This is a genomic window from Curvibacter sp. PAE-UM (assembly GCF_001432305.1).
GTDB lineage: Bacteria > Pseudomonadota > Gammaproteobacteria > Burkholderiales > Burkholderiaceae_C > Hylemonella.
Genome location: NZ_KQ483358.1, coordinates 3,595,559 through 3,613,847, shown reverse-complemented (window position 1 = coordinate 3,613,847; position 18,289 = coordinate 3,595,559). Strand labels below are relative to the sequence as shown.

Genomic DNA, 18,289 nt, shown 5'->3' with positions numbered 1-18,289 from the left:
ATCCGCTGGGGAGCATACCGCCTGCGCCCGCCGTTCAGTCTTCGAGGCCCAGCAGGCCCAGCAGCCTGGTGGTGTCGATGGGCTTGGCCAGGCAGACCTCGGCCCCGGCGGCCAGCAGCTCGGCCTCGTTCTCGGGCGTGAGGTAACCGCTCATGGCGATCACGCGCACATCGGAGTGCCCGGGGATCTGCTTGATCTGCCGGCAGACCTCGGTGCCGCGGATGCCGGGCATCATCAGGTCCAGCAGCACCACGTCGGGCGTGAAGGCGTGAACCTTGCGGCCGGCTTCGAAGCCGTTCTCGGCAATCTCCACCTGCACCGGATAGCTGCCGCCTTCCAGCAATTCCTTGAGGAAACCCAGCACGGCACGGTCATCGTCCACGATCAGCACGCGCAGCGGCCCCTTGTTGCCGGCCGGGTTCCACAGTCTTGCAAAGCGCTCCACTTCCTCGCGGCGAAAGCGCCGGTGCCCGCCCGGCGTCACTTCGGCCTGCAGCAGGCCTTTTTGGGCCCAGCCGCGTACCGTGACGGGTGACACCATCATCCACTCGGCCACTTCCTGCGGCGTGAGGTAGGGCTTGTTCTTGAAATCGTCGTTCATGCAAGAGTTCGCTCAGGGTCCGGGGGCGATTTCGATTTGATCGATTCTATAGGTGGGATCGGTATTTCCAGCCTTCTTTAGCTCGCCAGGGATTCATCCGGCTGGCCCAGCAGCAGGCGGTTTTCGCGTCGCAAGGTCACGGCATCCTTCTGTGCCAGCGACAACTCTCCGCGCACCAGCCGGAACAGTCGCATGGAGTCGCTGACGCCCTGGGTCTGCTGCTGCAGGGAGCGGGCCGCCACCGCCAGTTGCTCCACCAGCGCGGCGTTCTGCTGCGTGATCGTGTCCATCTGGACCACGGCGGCACTGATCTGCGAGATGCCTGATTTCTGCTCTTCCGAGGCCAGGCTGATCTGGTCCAGGGCCGTGCTGACCTTGGCCACCGCGTCAATGGCCTCCTGCACGCGGGCCATGGCGTCGCGCGTGCGCGTGCTGCCCTGGCTCACCTTGGCGCCGGATTCCTGGATCAGCTGGCGGATCTCCCGTGCCGCCGCGGTCGTGCGCTGCGCCAGCGAGCGCACTTCGCCGGCCACCACGGCAAAACCGCGCCCGGCTTCGCCGGCGCGCGCGGCTTCCACCGCAGCGTTGAGCGCCAGCAGGTTGGTCTGGAAGGCCACGCCCTCGACCAGCTCGATGATGGCGCCGATGCGCTGCGAGGACGCCGTGATCTCGGTCATGGTCTGGGCCACGGCGCGCACGGCTTCGTTGCTGCGCCCGGCGATCGACGAGGTTTCGTGCGCCATCTGCGCGCCGTGGGCGGCCGAGTCGGCGCTTTGCTGCACGGTGGCGCTGATCTGCTCCATCGAGGCAGCCGTCTGCACCAGGCTGCTGGCCTGCGATTCGGTGCGCTCGGCCAGGTGCTGGTTGCCGGCGGCGATTTCCAGCGCCTCGCGGTTGAGGCGGTCGATCTCGCCGCGCACGTCCTGCACCACGGTGCGCAGGTTGACGGACATCTGGTGCAGGGCCTGTTGCAACTGGCCTACCGGCCCCGTGGCGCCGGTGCGGACTTCGTGCGACAGGTCCCCGGCGGCCAGGGTATTGGCTTCACGCACCAGCGCATGCAGGGGCGTGATCGTGAGCGCACGGCTCAGCCAGAAACCGGCCGCGGCCACCAGCGCTGCGCCGCCCCAGACCAGCGGGGCCGGCAGGCCGGAGGCTGCCAGGCCCAGCACGGCGGCCCCTGCCAGCAGCTGGATGAGCAGCAGTTGGCCTTCGGTCCCCGGGCGCAGCAACCGCTGCAGACGGCCCCAGGCGGTGCGACGCAGCAGCTGGCCGTGCCGCAACACATGCACCAGCCGGCCACGCTGGGCTTCTTCGCGCATCAGCGCATAGAGCTGTTCGGCCGCTTCCACGTCGGCGCGCGCAGGACGGGCGCGCACCGAGAGGTAGCCGGTGATGCGGTCGCCATCGCGCATGGGGGTGGCATTGGCCTGCACCCAGTAGTGGTCGCCGTTCTTGCGACGGTTCTTCACCAGGCCGGACCAGGGGCTGCCGGCCTCGATGGTTTCCCACAGGTCGCGAAACGCTTCCTGCGGCATGTCGGGGTGGCGCACGATGTTGTGGGCCTGGCCCAGCAACTCTTCGCGGCTGTAGCCGCTGATGTCGATGAAGGCCTGGTTGCAATAAGTGATGCGCCCTTTCAGGTCGGTGACGGACACCAGGGTCTGATCCGATGGAAAGGGGAACTCGTGTCGGGTGACCGGAAGGTTGATGCGCATGGGTGAGAACAATCAGTATCGGGTGAGGCCATGCCGTGACGGGGTCACATCCATCACGACGGTGGGGGGGATGGTCTTGGGGCTATTCAGCGGTGCGCCAGGAGCATCGGAACAGCGCCATGGCCCGTATGGTCATGGTGGGCCAGACGGAAGACGCTGACGGCCTGCACCAGTTCCTGGGCCTGGCTCTTCAGGCTGCCGGCCGCCGCTGCCATCTCCTCCACCAGCGCGGCGTTCTGCTGCGTGGCCTGGTCCATCTGCATCACCGCTTCGCCCACCTGGGCCACGCCGCTGCTCTGCTCGGAGCTGGCTGCGCTGATCTCACCCATGATGTCGGTGACGCGGCGGATGCTGGCCACCACCTCGCTCATGGTGGCGCCGGCCTGGTCGACCAGGGCCGTACCCTGTTCCACCCGGCCCACGCTGTCGGTGATGAGGGTCTTGATCTCCTTGGCCGCTTCCGCGCTGCGACCGGCCAGGTTGCGCACCTCGGACGCCACCACGGCAAAACCGCGACCCTGTTCGCCGGCACGCGCGGCTTCCACCGCGGCGTTCAGCGCCAGGATGTTGGTCTGGAAGGCGATGCCGTCGATCACGCTGATGATGTCGGCGATCTTCTTCGAGCTGTCGTTGATGCCTTTCATGGTGTCCACCACCTGGGCTACCACTTCACCGCCTTGCACCGCCACGGTGCTGGCGCTTTGCGCCAGCTGGTTGGCCTGGCGGGCGTTGTCGGCGTTCTGCTTGACCGTGGAGGACAGCTCTTCCATCGAGGCGGCGGTTTCTTCCAGCGCGCTGGCCTGGCTTTCGGTACGGGCCGACAGGTCCTGGTTGCCCTGGGCGATCTGGGTGCTGGCCGACGCCACGCTTTCGCTGCCCTGGCGGACATCGCTCACGATCCTTGCGACGTTGTCGCGCAGGGTCTTGATGCCATGCAGCAGGCTGTGATCGTCGCCCTGTTTGAGACGGATGTCCACGGTCATGTCGCCCTGCGCCATGCGGTGCGTGATGGTGTTGGCGTAGCTGGGCTCTCCGCCCAGCTGGCGCAGGATGCCGCGCGTGATCAGCAGGCCGATGCCCAGCAGCACGGCCGCCAGTACCAGGGCGCTCAGACCCAGCTTGATGCTGTGCTGGACGATGGCCGTTTCCACGTTGTCCACATAGACGCCGGAGCCGATCACCCAACCCCAGGGCGCAAAACCCTGGACGTAGGAGATCTTCTGCACCGGCTTGTCGCTGCCCGGCTTGGGCCACATATAGGGAACAAAACCGGCGCCGCTGGCTTTCACCGTCTTGACGAACTCGATGAACAGGTGTTTGCCGGTCGGGTCCTTGTTCTCGCTCAGATCCTTGCCTTCGAGTTCGGGGCGGATCGGGTGCATCACCATCTTCGGGTGCATGTCGTTGACCCAGAAATATTCCGAGCCGCTGTAGCGCAGGGCCTTGATGCTGGCCAGCGCCAGTTCCTTGGCGGCTTCCTCGCTCAGCTTGCCATCGCTGGCCTGCTTGTGGAAATGAACGATGAGTCCATGGGCGATTTCGACCGTGCTGCGCACGGCGCTCTGGCGCTCCTGCATCAGCATGGCCCGCTCGGAAACGATGAAGATGGCCACCAGGATGCCGATGCCCGCGATGGCGCTGGCAATGAGCAGGCCGAGGCGCCTGGCCATCGGAAGTGAATTGAGTTGGAACATGAAGGTTTTTCCGGGTCGATGGATGGTGTGCCGGCGGCTCAGGCGTGTACCCTGCGCGTGCGCTGGGCCCAGGCCACGACTTCCGAGGCCAGTTCCGCATCGCTCAGGCGCGATGTCGGCTGGGGGCTGCGGGTCTGCAGCTCGGCCCAGCTCATGTACCAGTCGCCCAGACGGGCGTCGAAGTAGCGGAACCATTCCTGGTGGCGGTCATTGCGGGTCAGGTAGACGCCGGAACGCTCCGGGCTGTTGCCCGGGGTCGGCTCCCAGAGGAATTGGTAGATGCGCTGGATGGATGCGGAGAGGCTGCTCATGGTCTTGCTGCTAGCTTGGGGGAGATGCCGCGTGTGCGGCTTCAGAAACTTTCCCAGTCGTCGGTGCCGGTCCTGGGCGTTGCGGGGGTGACTGCGGCCTGGGGGGCCGTGGTCTTGGGGTGGAGCCGTTCCACGTTGGTGGCCCGGTTGGCGCTGCGGCGCTCTGTGCCGCTGTAGGGTTTGCTGTCGGAGCCCGGGGCGCGGGTGGCCGAGCGTGTGGCCACGACGGCTGTGCTGGTGCTGCCCTGCGTCATCGTCTGGGCCAGGCGGAAGACGCTGACGGCCTGCACCAGATCCTGTGCCTGGCCGTTCAGGCTGGAAGCGGCCGCGGCCATCTCTTCCACCAGGGCGGCGTTCTGCTGCGTGACCTGGTCCATCTGCACCACGGCTTCGCCGATCTGGGACACGCCGGCGTTCTGCTCGCTGCTGGCCGCGCTGATCTCGCCCATGATGTCGGTCACGCGCCGGATCGAGTTGACCACCTCGTTCATGGTGTTGCCGGCCTGGTCCACCAGCGCCGTGCCCTGTTCGACGCGGGTCACGCTGTCGGTGATCAGCTGCTTGATTTCCTTGGCCGCTTCGGCCGAGCGGCTGGCCAGGTTGCGCACCTCGCTGGCCACCACGGCAAAACCCCGGCCCTGCTCGCCGGCACGGGCGGCTTCCACCGCGGCGTTGAGCGCCAGGATGTTGGTCTGGAAGGCGATGCCGTCGATCACGCTGATGATGTCGGCAATCTTCCGGGAACTGTCGTTGATGCCCTTCATGGTGTCGACCACCTGGGCCACCACCTCGCCGCCCTTGATGGCCACGGTGCTGGCACTCTGGGCCAGCTGGTTGGCCTGGCGGGCGTTGTCGGCGTTCTGCCTGACGGTCGAACCCAGCTCTTCCATGGAGGCTGCAGTCTCTTCCAGGGCGCTGGCCTGGCTCTCGGTGCGACCCGAGAGATCCTGGTTGCCCTGGGCGATCTGGGTGCTGGCCGAGGCCACGGACTCCGAGCCCTGGCGCACGGTGCTGACGATCTGCCCCAGGTTGTGCTGCATGGCGGCCAGGGCCTGCAGCACCTTGGCCACTTCGTCCTTGCCGCTGGTGTCCACCTGCCGTGTCAGGTCGCCCTGGGCGACGGCTTCAGACACGTCCACGGCGTTCTGCAGCGAGCGGGAGATGCCGCGGATCAGGGCCATGCCGAAGAGCACGGCAAACAGCACACCGGCGACGATGGCGCTGATCGACACCACGCGGAACATCGTGTAGCGCGATTCGGCGGCTTTGAATTCCGCCTGGGCGACGTCGAGTTGCAGCTGTTTCAGCGCAACGATGCCGGCTCCGACGGGTTGGTACAAGGGGCGGATCTTGTCGACCACGATCCGGTTGGCCCCTGCGATATCGTTGGCGCGCAGGGCGGCCACGGTTGGGCGCAGGCCCTCCTGGACGAAGCGGGCGCGATCCTCGGCGAACTTCTTGGCGAGCTGGGCTTCCTCCGGCGTCAGGGTGGTCGCCATATAGGCTTCCCAGGTCTTGCCGATGGCCGTGATATTGGCTTCGATCTCGGCCGTGTTGGGATTGATGGTCTCGGGCGTCGGGGTCACCAGCGACACGGCAATGGCCAGCCGGTTGCGCAGCAACATCCGCTCGATGTCGGCGACCTGCCCCAGCGGAACGGTGCGGTCTTCGTAGACCGTCTTGAGCCCGGCGTTGGACTGGCTGATGCCGATCAGGCCCAGCAGGCCGATGCCGATCAGGATGGCCGACATCAGGCCGATCAGGATCGTCAGGCGGGTGGAGATCTTCAGCTTGTTCATGGGAACCTCTTTTCTGCTCTCTGGATTACTGGACCGACTGCGTGACCAGGCCCATGTCGGCGCGGCCCATCACCTTCTCGATGTCCAGCAGGACCAGCATGCGGTCCTGGACCGAGCCGATGGCCATCACCTGGTTGCTGTCGATGGCCGCGGAAAACTCCGGGACCGGGCGCTGCTGCTCGGGCGTCAGCGCGATCACGTCGGAGACGGCGTCCACCACCATGCCCACGACCTGCGTGCCGATGTTGAGCACGATCACCACGGTGAAGTTGTCGTACTTGACTTCTGCCAGCCCGAACTTGATGCGCATGTCGATGATCGGAACGATCACGCCGCGCAGGTTCATCACGCCCAGGATGAAGGACGGTGCGTTGGCCATGCGGGTCGGCTGTTCATAGGAGCGGATTTCCTGCACACGCAGGATGTCGATGCCGTATTCCTCGCGACCCAGCTTGAAGGCCAGGAATTCGCGGATCGACGGGGTGCTCTCGGCCTGCTGGCCGGCGGTCCGCTGGGCCGCGACGCTGTCCTGGGTCGTGGTCTGTGTGCTCATGGTGGGTCCTCCGGGTAGGGGTGGGGTATGTCAGGCCGGAAGATTATCTAAACGATTAAATCGAGTCAATCGAATTAATCGAATTAAGCTGAAAAATCGGATAAACGGTCAGAAATATTTCAACTGACAAAATTTTCATAATAAAAAAAGAAGCATGTGTTTACTAACATGGTGTTCTGTGCTGAAACTGGAGACTGCCAGGCGCAGCCCATAGGCACGGGAGCCACGCATGGCAGCGGGGACTCAGGCTTGACGGCCCTGTCGAATTCCTATGTAATAAGAACCATTCTCATTAAATAGCAAGCCCCGACGGTTCCACCATGCTCGAAACCCTGGTCATTGCCCTGCGCGAAGGCATCGAAGCCTTTCTCATCGTCGCCATCACCCTGGCCTACCTGCGCAAGACCGGTCGCGCTGCGCTGGCGCCGGCCGTTTATGTCGGCACCGGCCTGGCCCTGGTGCTCAGCGTGGCGGCGGCCGTGCTGCTGCGCGAGATGGTGGTGACACCCCTGTACGAAGGCCTGCTGGCCCTGGTGGCCGCGGCGATGGTCATCACCATGATGGTCTACATGAGCAAGGCGGCCCGACAGCTGAGTGGCAATATCCGCGACCGCATCGACGCCGCGTCGGCGCGCACCGGCGTCGGCGCCTACCTGGCCATCACCGGCTTCACGCTGCTGATGATCACGCGCGAAGGCATGGAGACCGCCTTCATGGTTGCCTCGCTCATGGGGCAGAGCGACGCCACGGCCATGATCGCCGGCGCCTTGCTGGGGGTGCTGCTGGCGGCGGCCCTGGCCTGGGCCTGGTCGCGTTACGGCCAGCGCGTCAACCTGGGCCGTTTCTTCCAGGTCACGGCCATCTTCCTGGGTCTGTTCGTGCTGCAGCTGGCGCTCTACGCCTTCCACGAATTCACCGAAGCCGGCGTGCTGCCGCTGGACAACGCCTACTGGCATCTCGCCACCGAGCCCTACGGCCCCGAAGGCGAATATGGCATCTGGCTGTCCTACGGCCTGGTGCTGCTGCCGCTGGGCTGGCTGGCGCTCACACTCTGGCGTGATCGCAACGCGGTAGGTAGCACCACCTAATCCGGCACGCTGGCTCGCCGGGGCTTATGATCGATCCGGGTTAACCCTGATCCGACGACGTCGCCAGACGTCCTGCCCCCACAAGGAGCTGACTTGGCCGAGAGTGAAACCATGCCCGCCGGCGCAGAGCCCGGCACCCCGCCAGCGAGCGGCCTGCTCGCTTCATGGAAGCGGGCCCTGTCCGGCTCCCGTACACCAGCGCCGGTACGTCTCAACCTGGCCCTGCAGGGCGGGGGCGCCCACGGCGCCTTCACCTGGGGCGTGCTGGACGCGCTGCTCGAAGACCCGCGCATCGAATTCGAAGGCCTGAGCGGCAGCAGCGCCGGCGCCATGAACGCCGTGGTCTTCGCGCATGGCTGGCTGCAGGGCGGCCGCGCGGGCGCCAGAGTAGCGCTCGCAAAATTCTGGACCGAACTGGGCCAGCAGATGCCCTGGGGCCTGATGACCCGGCGCAAGGGCGACTCCATCGGCTTCTCGCCTGCGGGCAAGCTGTTCTCCAGCTGGGCTGGCCAGTTCTCGCCCACCCAGCTCAACCCCTTCGACCTCAATCCCCTGCGCGACCTGCTGGCCGAGCAGGTCGACTTTGCGCAGTTGCGTGCCCACAGCCCTTTCAAGCTTTTCATCGGCACCACGCAGGTGAGCACCGGCAAGCTGCGCGTGTTCCGCGAAACCGAGCTCGACGTCGACGTGATGCTGGCCTCGGCCTGCCTGCCCAAGCTGCACCGCACCGTGGTGATCGACGGCGAGGCCTACTGGGACGGCGGTTACACCGCCAACCCGGCCGTGTTCCCGCTGTTCTACGAATGCGAGGCGCGCGACGTGTTGCTGGTGCTGCTCAACCCGCTGCGCCGCGAAGGCACACCCGCTACGGTGCCCGAGATCGAGACCCGCATCGCCGAGCTGGGTTTCAGCGCCAACCTCCTGCGCGAGATGCGCATGTTCGCCCACGCCACCCAGTTTGCCGCCGCCGGGCGCTTCGGCCACGGCCGGCTGGAGCAACGCCTGCTGGACATGCGCTTTCACATGATCGACACCAGCGAACTCGAAAGCCTGGGCCGCAGCGACAGCAAGCTGCTGCCGCACGGCCCCTTCCTGCAGCTGCTGCAGCAGCAGGGCCGCGAACGCACCCTGGCCTGGCTGGCCAAGGATGCGGCGGCACTGGGGGCGCGTTCTTCCATCGACATGCAGGCCCTGTTCGGCTGAAAATGGCGGCTCCATCCGGAGCCTTGCCATGCTCAAGCACGACACCGAGGTCGGCTTGGAAAACCACGGCCAGTCCGCCGGCTGACGCATTTTTTCCTTGGATTCCCACCTTCATCGAAAGGAAGACCATGAACAACCCCATCGGCTGGTTCGAAATTTACGTGGAGGACATGCAACGCGCCAAGGCCTTTTATGAAGGCGTGCTGGGCGTGACGCTGACAAGCCTGGCGAGCCCCGACCCCGGTTCTGCCATCGAGATGTGGTCCTTCCCCATGGACTCGAACGTCTACGGCGCCTCCGGCACCCTGGCGAAGATGCCGGGTGTACCGGCCGGTGGCAACAGCACACTCGTGTATTTCAGCTGCACGGACTGCGCTGTCGAAGCGGCCCGGGCGGTGAAATGCGGTGGCCAGCTGCAGCAGGGGAAAACCTCTCTCGGCCCCTATGGTTTTATGGCCCTGCTGGTCGACACCGAGGGCAACCGGATCGGCCTGCACTCCATGCAGTGACCGGCCTGCGGTCCTGGCGGGCACCAGGCCATACACTTTGCGTTTTCAACGGAGTCACGCGTATGCCCCTGCTCGGCCAAGCCGCCATGCTGCTGTCCTTCGACATCGCCCCGGAGGCGATCTCCGGGCACGACGACTGGCATACCCACGAACACCTGCCCGAGCGCCTGTCCATTCCGGGTTTCCTGCGGGGCACACGCTGGGTGGCACTGAGCGGGCAGCCAAGGTACTGCGTGCTGTACGAAGTGGCGCAACTCAGCACGCTGTCTTCCGATGCCTATCTGCAGCGCCTGAACCACCCGAGCCCCTGGACCTCGAAGATGATGCCGCACTACCGCGGCATGACCCGGGGCCTGTGTTCCGTCATCAGCTCGCACGGCCTGGGCATGGGCCATGTCGCCCTGCTGCTGCGTTTCGCACCCGCTGCAGAGCAGAAAGAAGCCTTGCGTGGCTGGCTCCTCCAGGGCCTGTTGCCGCAACTGCCGGCACGCCCGGGCCTGGGCAGCGTGCACCTGCTGGAGGGGGCGCTCACGGCGCAGATGACGAACGAGCAACGCATCCGCGGGGCCGACGCCGGTGTGGATTGGGCCCTGCTCGTCACGGGCTATGACCAGGTCAGCCTGCAAACCCTGGCAGAGACCGAACTCGGCAAGACCGAGCTGGAGGCGCGGGGTGCCCGGGGCATCGTCAGCGCGCTCTACCGCACGGACTACACCCTCACCGCGCAGGAAGTCGGCGCCTGAGTTTCAGTTCCCGTGCATGTGCACGGTGTTCTTGCCCGCGTGCTTGGCCTGGTACATGGCCTCGTCGGCCTGGCGCATGAGCACGTCCAGGTCGACTTCCGTGGCGTTGAACATGGCGATGCCGATGCTGCCGCTGGACTGGTAGGCCAGGCCTTGCAGGTCATAAGGCTTGGCCATGGCGAGCAGGGCCTTGGCGGCGATCTGGCGGGCTTCGGTGCGCGCCAGCGCGACGTCTTCGTTCAGGCGTTCCAGCACGACCACGAACTCGTCGCCCCCGATGCGCGCCACCGTGTCGGATTCGCGCACCACCCGGCTCAACCGGCCGGCGATCTCCTGCAGCAGCAGGTCACCCGCATGGTGGCCGTGCTCGTCGTTGATCTTCTTGAAGTTATCCACGTCGATGAACAGCAGCGCGCCGTGCTGGTTGTTGCGGCGCGTCAGCGTCAGGGCGCGCTGCAGCCGCTCCAGCAGCAGGCGCCGGTTGGGCAGGGCGGTGAGCGGGTCGTAGAAAGCGATGGCGCGCATCTCCTCCTCCTGCAGCTTGCGCTCGGAGATGTCGCTCATGGCCGACACGTAATGTGTCACGCTGCCGTGTTCATTGCGCACCGCGGTGATCGTCGTCCACACGGGCACCAGATCGCCGCGCTTGCGCTGGTCCCACATCTCCCCCTCCCACTTGCCAGTCCTGCGGATGCTGTCCCACATGGCCTCGTAGAAGGCCGCATCGTGCCGGCTCGATCGCAGGATGGTGGTCTTGCGGCCGATCAGTTCTTCACGGCTGTAGCCCAGCAGATCCAGGAAGGCCTGGTTGGCCTGCAGGATGACGGAGTTGGCGTCGCTGACCACCATGGCCTGGCGTGATTCGAAAGCCACGGCGGCGACGCGGCGGTCCTGCTCGGCCTTGACGCGCTCGGTGATGTCGCGGGCCACGAAGACCGCGGCGCGTTTGCCCTCCACCCGCACGTCCAGCGTCTGGGCCCGCCCTTCGAACACGTGCCGTCCGCCCTGGGTGTCGAGCTCGTATTCGATCTTCTGCGGCGTGCCGGCTCTCAGCGTCTGGTGCAGGAAGTCATGGAAGCGCTGGGCCTCGGAGGCGGGCAGCACCTCGTCCATGCGCCTGCCGATGGTTTCTGAAATCGGCGCGTAGAGCAGCCGCTCTTCGGGCGAGATGATCTCCAGGTAACGGCCGTCCTCGTCCAGCACGAAGAGCAGGTCGGGTGAGGCCCGGGTGATGGCGCGGCGCAGGGCTTCGCTGCGCGCCAGCGCCTGCTTGGACTGCCGCTGTTCCTGCAGGTCGTGCAGCAGCAGGGCCAGCAGGGCCGTGCTCGGGGCCAGCACGAAGAGGTAGGGCAGGGCCAGCGTCTCCAGCAGTTTCTGCAGGTGCTGGGTGGGCAGCAGCAGGAACCAGCCCAGGCAGATGATGTGCAGCAGCACGCCGAACATCAGGAAATCGAGCAGCTTGGGATGGGCCCAGCCGCGGCGCAGGGCGTGGCGCATGGCCAGGCCGAAGAGCACCGAGGTGGTGATGACGGCCACGCCCACCATGGCGCCAGCGCCGCCCAACCACAGGCGGTAGGCGGCGGCCATGAGGCCGGCGATGATGGCCACCAGCGGGCCGCCGAAGATGCCTGCTACGCCCAGGATGGCCGAACGTGCGTCGAAGATCACGCCGGGCGCCAGATTGGCCGGGTGCAGCATGCCGAAGATGCAGATGGCGCCGAAGATCAGGCCGGCGCAGACCCGGGCCGCGCCCAGCCGGTCGCCCCAGACGCGGAGATTGAACTCGTACAGCGCCGACAAAGCGAGCAGGAGCGCGGTGCTGTAGATGAGGTCAAGCGTCATGCGGTGGGTGCTTCCCTGATCTGTGGGGCTGACCCATCATAGCGAAGCACGGCCTCCGGGGCCAGTGACGACAGAGCTATAACCGTGCAGAAAGCACGGTCACGCGCCCTGTGTGCGCAGCCGGGCCAAGCCGGAGCCGGCTGCGCGCAGCCTCTCAGGCCTTCTTGACGAATTCGGACTTCAGCTGCATCGCACCGATGCCGTCGATCTTGCAGTCGATATCGTGGTCGCCGTCCACGAGCCGGATGTTCTTCACCTTGGTGCCCACTTTCACCACCGTGGAGGAGCCCTTGAGCTTGAGGTCCTTGATCAGCGTCACCGTGTCGCCGTCCTGCAGCAGGTTGCCGTGCGCATCCTTCCACACGCGCTGCGCCTGCGCCGCAGCCTCGGCCACCCGGGGCCATTCATGCGCGCATTCGGGGCAGACGTAGTTGTCGCCGTCTTCGTAGGTGTATTCGGAGTGGCACTTGGGGCAGGGCGGGAAGGTGGACATGGATGTAGGGAGGGATGAAAGGGGTGGCCTGGACCGGATCGCAGGATGGCCGGATGTCGTGGTGCTGTCATTGTCTTCGATGATGGTATGCGCTTGGAACGAGTCGCAGTCCAACACGATGCTGCAGAGTTGGGGTGGAATTCCACAGCAGGTAAGCTACGGTGGATCGACAGGAGCGAACCATCATGAAACGCCGTGATCTGCTGCAGACCCTGGCCTGCGCCCCCGCGTTGACGGCACCGCTTTTTGCCAGGTCTGCCACGCCCCGCACCCTGAGCGCCGCCCCCGTCACGCTCGCCGCCGCTGGCCAGCCCGCGCTCCCGGTCTGGGCCTACGAAGGCCAGGTGCCGGGCCCGGTGCTGCGCTTCAAACGCGGCGCGGTGCTGGACCTGACGCTGCACAACCAGCTGCCCGACCCCAGCACCATCCACTGGCACGGCATCCGTCTGCCCAACGCCATGGACGGTGTGCCCGGTCTCACGCAGGCACCGGTGGCGCCGGGGGAACGCTTTCCCTACCGCTTCGCGCTGCCCGACGCCGGCACCTACTGGTACCACCCGCATCTGGGCACGCCCGAGCAGGTGGACCGCGGCCTGGCCGGTGCGCTGATCGTGGAGGACGATGCGCCACCGCCGGTGGACCTGGACCTGGTCTGGCTGCTCGACGACTGGCGGCTCGATGCGCAGGGTCGCATAGCCGAGAACTTCTACAACTTCCACGACGTGGCGCATGCCGGCCGCCTGGGCCAGCAGCTCACGGTGAACGGGCAGGTGGGCCTGGTGCAGGCGCTGCAGAGCGGCCAGCGCATCCGCCTGCGCCTGATCAATGCGGCCAATGCGCGCATCTTTGCGCTCAGTCTCGAAGGCCTGCCGGCCTGGCTGATCGCGCGCGACGGCATGCCCGCAGCCGCAGCCGTGCCCTGGGAAGGCGAGCTGCTGCTGGGCCCGGGCATGCGCACGGATTTCATCATCGACGCCACGCGCGCCGGCCGCTTCCAGCTGAAAGACAGCTACGGCCGCGGCGAACGCACGCTGGCCACGCTGGAGGTGAAAGGCAAGGACAGCGCTGCGCGTGCAGCGCCCTTGCCCGCGCAGCGCGAGCCCCTGCCCGAGCCGGATCTGGCCAATGCGCTGGTGCACACCCTGCAGCTGGGCGGCGGCGCCATGAGCCGCGATGGCTGGCCGCAGGAATCGACGGCCGACCGCGAGGCGCGGCGCCTGCGCCTGCTGGGCGGCGCGCGCGAAGCGGCCCCGGCCTGGACCATCAATGGCCAGGCCCACATGAGTCACGACAGGGCGCATGCCGAACATGCGGCCGAGTTCCGCGTGCCGCGGGGCGGCAGCGTGCGCCTGGGTTTCGAGAACAACACCGCCTGGTGGCACCCCATGCACCTGCACGGCCACCACTTCCGCGTGTTGTCACGCAACGGCCAGGCGCTGGCCGAACGCCCCTGGCGCGACACGGTGCTGCTGGCCCCGGGCGACCGGGTGGAGGTGGCCTTCGTGGCCGACAACCCGGGTCACTGGCTGATCCATTGCCATGTGCTGGAGCACCATGCCGGCGGCCTGGGCACGCTGTTCGAAGTGCAGGGCTGAGGCTGGCGAGACCTTGCGGCGCTGCTGCTCTACAGCAAATCTTCCGGCGCCACCATGCCCAGCAGACGTGAGAACAGGCGGCGCCAGAAACCGACCAGCGGTTCCTCTTCGTAGCGCACGGGGACGCCCTGCTCCTCGGTCGTCCAGCGCAGTTGCCGGGGCAGCCCTTCTCCTTCTGTGTCCACCAGGCTGACGCGGAAGGCGCGCGCCGGACGAATTGCGTCGTCGAAGAGCCGGCCGATGATCTCCCCGAGTTCCTGGCTCTCGGCCAGCAGGCCGACCTCGGTGTTGGACTGGCGCGATCGCGGGTCGAGGTTCATGGACCCCACCACCACGTGCTGCCGGTCGATCACGATGGCCTTGGTGTGCAGGTAGGCGGCCGAGGTGCCGCCCAGCCGGTTGCGCAGGGTCTCCAGTTGCTCGGGACGCATCTCGTGGAGTTCCACGCCGGCAGCTAGCAGGCGTTCGCGGTGACGGGCATAGCCGGCGTGCGCCAGCGGGACCACATCGGCCGAGGCCAGGGAGTTGGTCAGCACACGCACGCGCACGCCACGCTGCACCAGTTTTTCAAACGCCAGCATGCCCTGCTCGCTGGGGATGAAGTAGGGCGAGATGAGGATCAGTTCGCCGCGGGCCTGGGTCACCAGGGGGCGGATGCGCTCGGCGAACACCGGGTTGGTGCCGGAGGCCTCACTCCCAGCAACGACCTTGTGCGGCGGGTCGGCGAAGACCGAGGCCGGCGCCATGATGAGGGGAATGCGCCCCGCGCGCAGGGTGGACCCGATGCCACCTTCGCGCAGCGCCCGTGCGTAATCGGTGTCGCGGAACCCCGCCACCCGGGCCTGCAGGTCCTGCTCGAAGCGGGCCAGTGCTTCGGGCGGCGGCGCCTGGGCGACGAAGGCCTGGATCGGCACCGCCCACTCGCTGTTCCAGTAGGCGTCGAAGCCGCGCGAGATCTCGGTCACCGCGGGGCCGGCCACCAGCATGTCGAGGTCGCTGAAGTTGAGCTGGCCGCTGGCGTCGAAGTATTCGTCGCCGAGGTTGCGCCCGCCGATCACGGCCATCGCGTTGTCGGCCACCCAGAGTTTGTTGTGCATGCGGCGGTTGAGCCGCTGCCCGTTGCCGATGAATTCGAGCAGCTGCGACACCCCGAACGAACCGCGGCTCGAGAAGGGGTTGAAGACGCGCACCTCGACGTTGGCAAAACCGGCGAGCGCGGCCAGATCCAGATCCTTGCCGGCGGCGTCCAGGTCGTCGACCAGCAGGCGCACGCGCACGCCACGCTGTGCCGCGCGCAACACCCTGGCGATCAGCAGCTGCGTCGTCGTGTCCTTGCGCAGGATGTAGTACTGCAGGTCCAGCGTGTGTTGCGCGGCTTCGGCCAGGGCCGCGCGCGCACCCAGCGCGTCCATGCCGCTGGACAGGGCGTGCAGGCCGGACTGCCCCTCATGCCGAGCCAGCTGGGTTGCATAGGCCTGGCCCAGGGGCGTGGCTGCCGGCGCGGACCAGGCCGACGATGCCGGACGCGGGACGTCCAGCCGTGGCGTGCTGCAGGCGCCCAGGAGCAGACAGCAGCTGACGAGCGCGTACAGCAGAGGGGCAGCGCGGTGGCGCCTGCGGGATGCGTGCCCCGGAGGTTCCTGATGCTGAAGCGGCAACATGCCGCCATCTTAGGGGGCATCGGGGTTCGTGGCGATGGCGATCCAGCGCGCCCGGCGAGGCCTTAACATCGGGGCATGAAAACGACTTACATCTTCGCTGCCATCCTCATCGCCAGCGTCATCGGTGCACTGGTGCCCACCCGTCTGGTCAAGACCCTGATGCTGGTGCTCGCCGGCGTGCTGGCCGCCTACGGCCTGTTCAAGTACCTGGGCTGAGCCCGGCCCGGCGGTCCACCCTCTGCGTTCAACGCGCCGCGCTCTCGCGCAGGCGCTGCACATCCAGCTCGCTCACCGGCGGGGCCTGGTGGCCCCACTGCGTGCGCAGGTACGTCAGCAGTGTGGCCACCTCGCGGTCGCTGAGCGCCAGCACAAAAGGCGGCATGCCGAAGGGGCGCGGGTGCGCCGTGGTGGCTGGCGCAAAGCCGCCGTTGAGGACCATCTGCACCAGGTTGGCCGGTGAGGCCAGGGTCACGGCGCGGTTGCCCGCCAGCGGCGGGTAGGCCCACTGGCCGTCCCGCCCGCGGATGCCCTGGCCTTGTTCGCCGTGGCATTGGGCGCAATGTTTCTCGTACAGCCTGGCGCCAAGCGGCGCTGGTGTCGCGGCCGGGGCAGCAGCGCGTGGCGTCTCGGTACGCGGCAGCTGCTGGAGGTACAGCGCCATGGCGCGTAAGTCGGCAGCTTGCCAGTGCTGCGTGCTGTGCTGCACCACCTCGGCCATGGGGCCGGTCACCACCGCCGTGCCGCTGCGGCCGTCGCGCAACAGCGCCACGATGTCTTCCACGGGCCAGTCCTGCACGCCGGCCTCGAGCGGGTTGGTGAGCGAGGGGGCATACCAGTTCTGTGAGGGGATCAGGCCGCCGGCCAGGTCCAGGCCGCTGGCGCCCAGCGCGTTGCGCGGCGCGTGGCAGGCGCTGCAGTGCCCGAGGCCGCGCACCAGGTAGGCGCCGCGCTGCAGTTCCATGGCCTGGGCCGGCAAGTCGGTGGCCGCGACTTCCGCTTGGCCTTCCTCGAAGTACAGCGTGCGCCAGACCTTGAGCGCGGCTTGCGTGTTGAAGGGCCAGCGCAGCTGGTGCGCGGGCGCGGGCGCATCCACCGGTTGGAGCTGGTGCAGGAAGGCGTAGAGCGCGTCGCTGTCGGCCCGCGTGATGTGCGTGGTGTTGTTGTACGGAAAGGCCGGCGACAGCCAGCGCCCGTCGCGCGACTGGCCGTGGTGCAGTGCGCGCCAGAAGTCGTCGCTACGCCAGCCGCCCAGGCCCGCGGGGCTGGGCGTGAGGTTGCTGCTGTAGACCGTGCCGAAGGGCGTGGTGATGGCGCGCCCACCGGCAAAGGGGGCACCGCCGCGCGCGGTGTGGCAGTGCTGGCAGTTGCCCAGCGTGGCCAGGTAGCGGCCGCGTTCGATGGTGTCGGCATCTGCCGCCGGGGCGGAGCTGCTGGTCACGGCTATCGGCGCGGCCGGCCACAGCAGCCAGGCGAGCAGGGCCGCAAGCAGCAGGCCCAGCGCCAGCACGGGGCGCAGCCAGTCTTGTTGCCTGCGGCGCGCGTCGTGATGCGGGGTGCTCATCGCTGGCCTCCCGGCACCTTGGCGGCGCTGGCGTCGGCGCTGTTGCCATGTGCCGCGCCGCAGTCCAGCGGCAGCGGCTTGGCCAGGGCACGCGCGGGCTTGGTATTGGCGGGCAGGGCTTGGCTGGCCAGCCAGCCGCTCACGGCCGACACATCGCCGATGCTCAGGCGTTGCGTGATGGTGGCCATGCAGTCGGGCGCCTGGGTGCGGCGCAAGCCGTTGCGCCAGGCGCCGAGTTGCGAGTTCAGATAGTCGCGCGGCAGGCCCAGCAGGCCGGGCGTGGCGGGCAACACGCCGGTGAGCGCGCTGCCGTGGCACTGCACGCAGGCCGGCAGCTGGTGCGCCGGGTCGCCGCGCAGGGCCAACTGCTCACCGCGCTGGCGGTCCTGCGGCGTGAGGTCCACCGGGCCGGGTGCCGGGTAGGGCAGGTCCAGCGCGGCAAAGTGTTCGGCGATGTCGCGCAGGTAGCGCTCGCTCAGCGGCTCCACCAGCTGCGTCATCAGGCGGTAGTTGCGGTGGCCGTCCCGGAAGTGCAGCAGCTGCTGGTAGAGGTAGCCGGCCGGCTTGCCGGCGATGCGCGGGTAGTAGCCGTCGGGCCCGGCGCGGCCCTGCTCACCGTGGCAGGCCGTGCAGGCCTGCATGCGCTGTGCCAAGCTGTCCTCGAATTTGGGCGCGGCCGCCGCGGCGGACAGCGTCAGCCCAAGGGCGGTGCCGAACAGCACGGTGCGCAGGCGGAAAAGCGAGGACAGGCGCAAGAGGACAGGCATGGTGGGCCGGGTGGTGGTGAAGCGTAGGGGTATCAGGACTTTAGGGCCTGTTCACACTCATTTCTCAAGATGCGTTGCGGATCAAAAAGGTCATGCGGTAGGCGCGTGGACGCAGCCGGGGTAGGCCCCCGGCAAGTCTGCGCAACACCCC

The 18,289-nt window shown here is 67.3% G+C and carries 17 protein-coding genes; 6 read left to right on the top strand and 11 right to left on the bottom strand.

The features are described from left to right. Nucleotides 1-34: 34 nt before the first annotated feature. The 6 genes from AO057_RS17220 to AO057_RS17195 all read right to left on the bottom strand — a co-directional run bounded on the left by AO057_RS17220 (nt 35) and on the right by AO057_RS17195 (nt 6,676). A complete protein-coding gene (locus AO057_RS17220) occupies nt 35-601 on the bottom strand; it encodes a response regulator (protein WP_057677099.1) in 567 nt (188 codons plus the stop codon). 77 nt (nt 602-678) lie between these two features. Further along, nucleotides 679-2,319, bottom strand: coding sequence for a methyl-accepting chemotaxis protein (locus AO057_RS17215; protein ID WP_057677098.1), 1,641 nt, complete (start codon nt 2,317-2,319; stop codon nt 679-681). Between the two features lie 86 nt (nt 2,320-2,405). Next, entirely contained in the window at nt 2,406-3,989 is a 1,584-nt protein-coding gene (locus AO057_RS17210) for a methyl-accepting chemotaxis protein (RefSeq protein WP_240480804.1), read from the bottom strand. Nucleotides 3,990-4,051: 62 nt separating this feature from the next. Continuing rightward, nucleotides 4,052-4,324, bottom strand: coding sequence for a hypothetical protein (locus AO057_RS17205; protein WP_057677096.1), 273 nt, complete (start codon nt 4,322-4,324; stop codon nt 4,052-4,054). A gap of 41 nt (nt 4,325-4,365) precedes the next feature. Continuing rightward, entirely contained in the window at nt 4,366-6,123 is a 1,758-nt protein-coding gene (locus AO057_RS17200; protein WP_057677095.1) for a methyl-accepting chemotaxis protein, read from the bottom strand. Between the two features lie 25 nt (nt 6,124-6,148). Continuing rightward, nucleotides 6,149-6,676 carry a chemotaxis protein CheW gene (locus AO057_RS17195; protein ID WP_057677094.1) on the bottom strand — a complete coding sequence of 176 codons (528 nt, stop codon included), beginning with the start codon at nt 6,674-6,676 and terminating at the stop codon, nt 6,149-6,151. Between the two features lie 320 nt (nt 6,677-6,996). Here AO057_RS17195 and AO057_RS17190 point away from each other — a divergent pair, with 320 nt between their 5' ends. The 4 genes from AO057_RS17190 to AO057_RS17175 all read left to right on the top strand — a co-directional run bounded on the left by AO057_RS17190 (nt 6,997) and on the right by AO057_RS17175 (nt 10,219). Then, on the top strand, nt 6,997-7,764 hold the full coding sequence (locus AO057_RS17190) for an FTR1 family iron permease (protein ID WP_057677093.1): 768 nt from the start codon (nt 6,997-6,999) through the stop codon (nt 7,762-7,764). A gap of 93 nt (nt 7,765-7,857) precedes the next feature. Then, nucleotides 7,858-8,967, top strand: a complete 1,110-nt coding sequence (locus AO057_RS17185) for a patatin-like phospholipase family protein (protein ID WP_240480803.1) — start codon at nt 7,858-7,860, stop codon at nt 8,965-8,967. A 128-nt stretch (nt 8,968-9,095) separates the two neighbouring features. Further along, the gene (locus tag AO057_RS17180) at nt 9,096-9,476 is read left to right on the top strand and encodes a VOC family protein (protein ID WP_057677092.1); all 381 of its coding nucleotides are present in this window, start codon (nt 9,096-9,098) and stop codon (nt 9,474-9,476) included. A 62-nt stretch (nt 9,477-9,538) separates the two neighbouring features. Continuing rightward, nucleotides 9,539-10,219: a hypothetical protein gene (locus tag AO057_RS17175; RefSeq protein WP_057677091.1), complete on the top strand. Its 681-nt coding sequence runs from the start codon at nt 9,539-9,541 to the stop codon at nt 10,217-10,219. Nucleotides 10,220-10,222: 3 nt separating this feature from the next. Here AO057_RS17175 and AO057_RS17170 read toward each other — a convergent pair whose 3' ends face one another. Both AO057_RS17170 and AO057_RS17165 read right to left on the bottom strand, forming a co-directional pair. Continuing rightward, a complete protein-coding gene (locus AO057_RS17170) occupies nt 10,223-12,061 on the bottom strand; it encodes a diguanylate cyclase domain-containing protein (protein ID WP_057677090.1) in 1,839 nt (612 codons plus the stop codon). A gap of 154 nt (nt 12,062-12,215) precedes the next feature. Continuing rightward, nucleotides 12,216-12,554 carry a zinc ribbon domain-containing protein YjdM gene (locus tag AO057_RS17165; protein WP_057677089.1) on the bottom strand — a complete coding sequence of 113 codons (339 nt, stop codon included), beginning with the start codon at nt 12,552-12,554 and terminating at the stop codon, nt 12,216-12,218. Nucleotides 12,555-12,739: 185 nt separating this feature from the next. Between AO057_RS17165 and AO057_RS17160 the strand changes: the two genes are divergently transcribed. Then, nucleotides 12,740-14,149, top strand: coding sequence for a multicopper oxidase family protein (locus tag AO057_RS17160; RefSeq protein ID WP_057677088.1), 1,410 nt, complete (start codon nt 12,740-12,742; stop codon nt 14,147-14,149). 29 nt (nt 14,150-14,178) lie between these two features. Here the strand turns inward: AO057_RS17160 and AO057_RS17155 are convergent, their stop codons facing one another. Next, nucleotides 14,179-15,810 (bottom strand): phospholipase D family protein, encoded by a 1,632-nt coding sequence (locus AO057_RS17155; protein WP_082605610.1) that lies wholly within the window; start codon nt 15,808-15,810, stop codon nt 14,179-14,181. A 75-nt stretch (nt 15,811-15,885) separates the two neighbouring features. Here AO057_RS17155 and AO057_RS17960 point away from each other — a divergent pair, with 75 nt between their 5' ends. Beyond that, nucleotides 15,886-16,026, top strand: coding sequence for a hypothetical protein (locus tag AO057_RS17960; protein WP_156404606.1), 141 nt, complete (start codon nt 15,886-15,888; stop codon nt 16,024-16,026). A 28-nt stretch (nt 16,027-16,054) separates the two neighbouring features. On the opposite strand, the gene AO057_RS17150 is transcribed toward AO057_RS17960, so the two are convergent. Together AO057_RS17150 and AO057_RS17145 are read right to left on the bottom strand one after the other, a co-directional pair. Then, complete coding sequence (locus AO057_RS17150; protein WP_156404605.1) at nt 16,055-17,371, bottom strand: c-type cytochrome; 1,317 nt, start codon at nt 17,369-17,371, stop codon at nt 16,055-16,057. Continuing rightward, nucleotides 17,368-18,138, bottom strand: a complete 771-nt coding sequence (locus AO057_RS17145) for a c-type cytochrome (protein WP_156404604.1) — start codon at nt 18,136-18,138, stop codon at nt 17,368-17,370. The genes AO057_RS17150 and AO057_RS17145 overlap by 4 nt, the downstream gene beginning before the upstream one ends. Nucleotides 18,139-18,289: the final 151 nt, after the last annotated feature.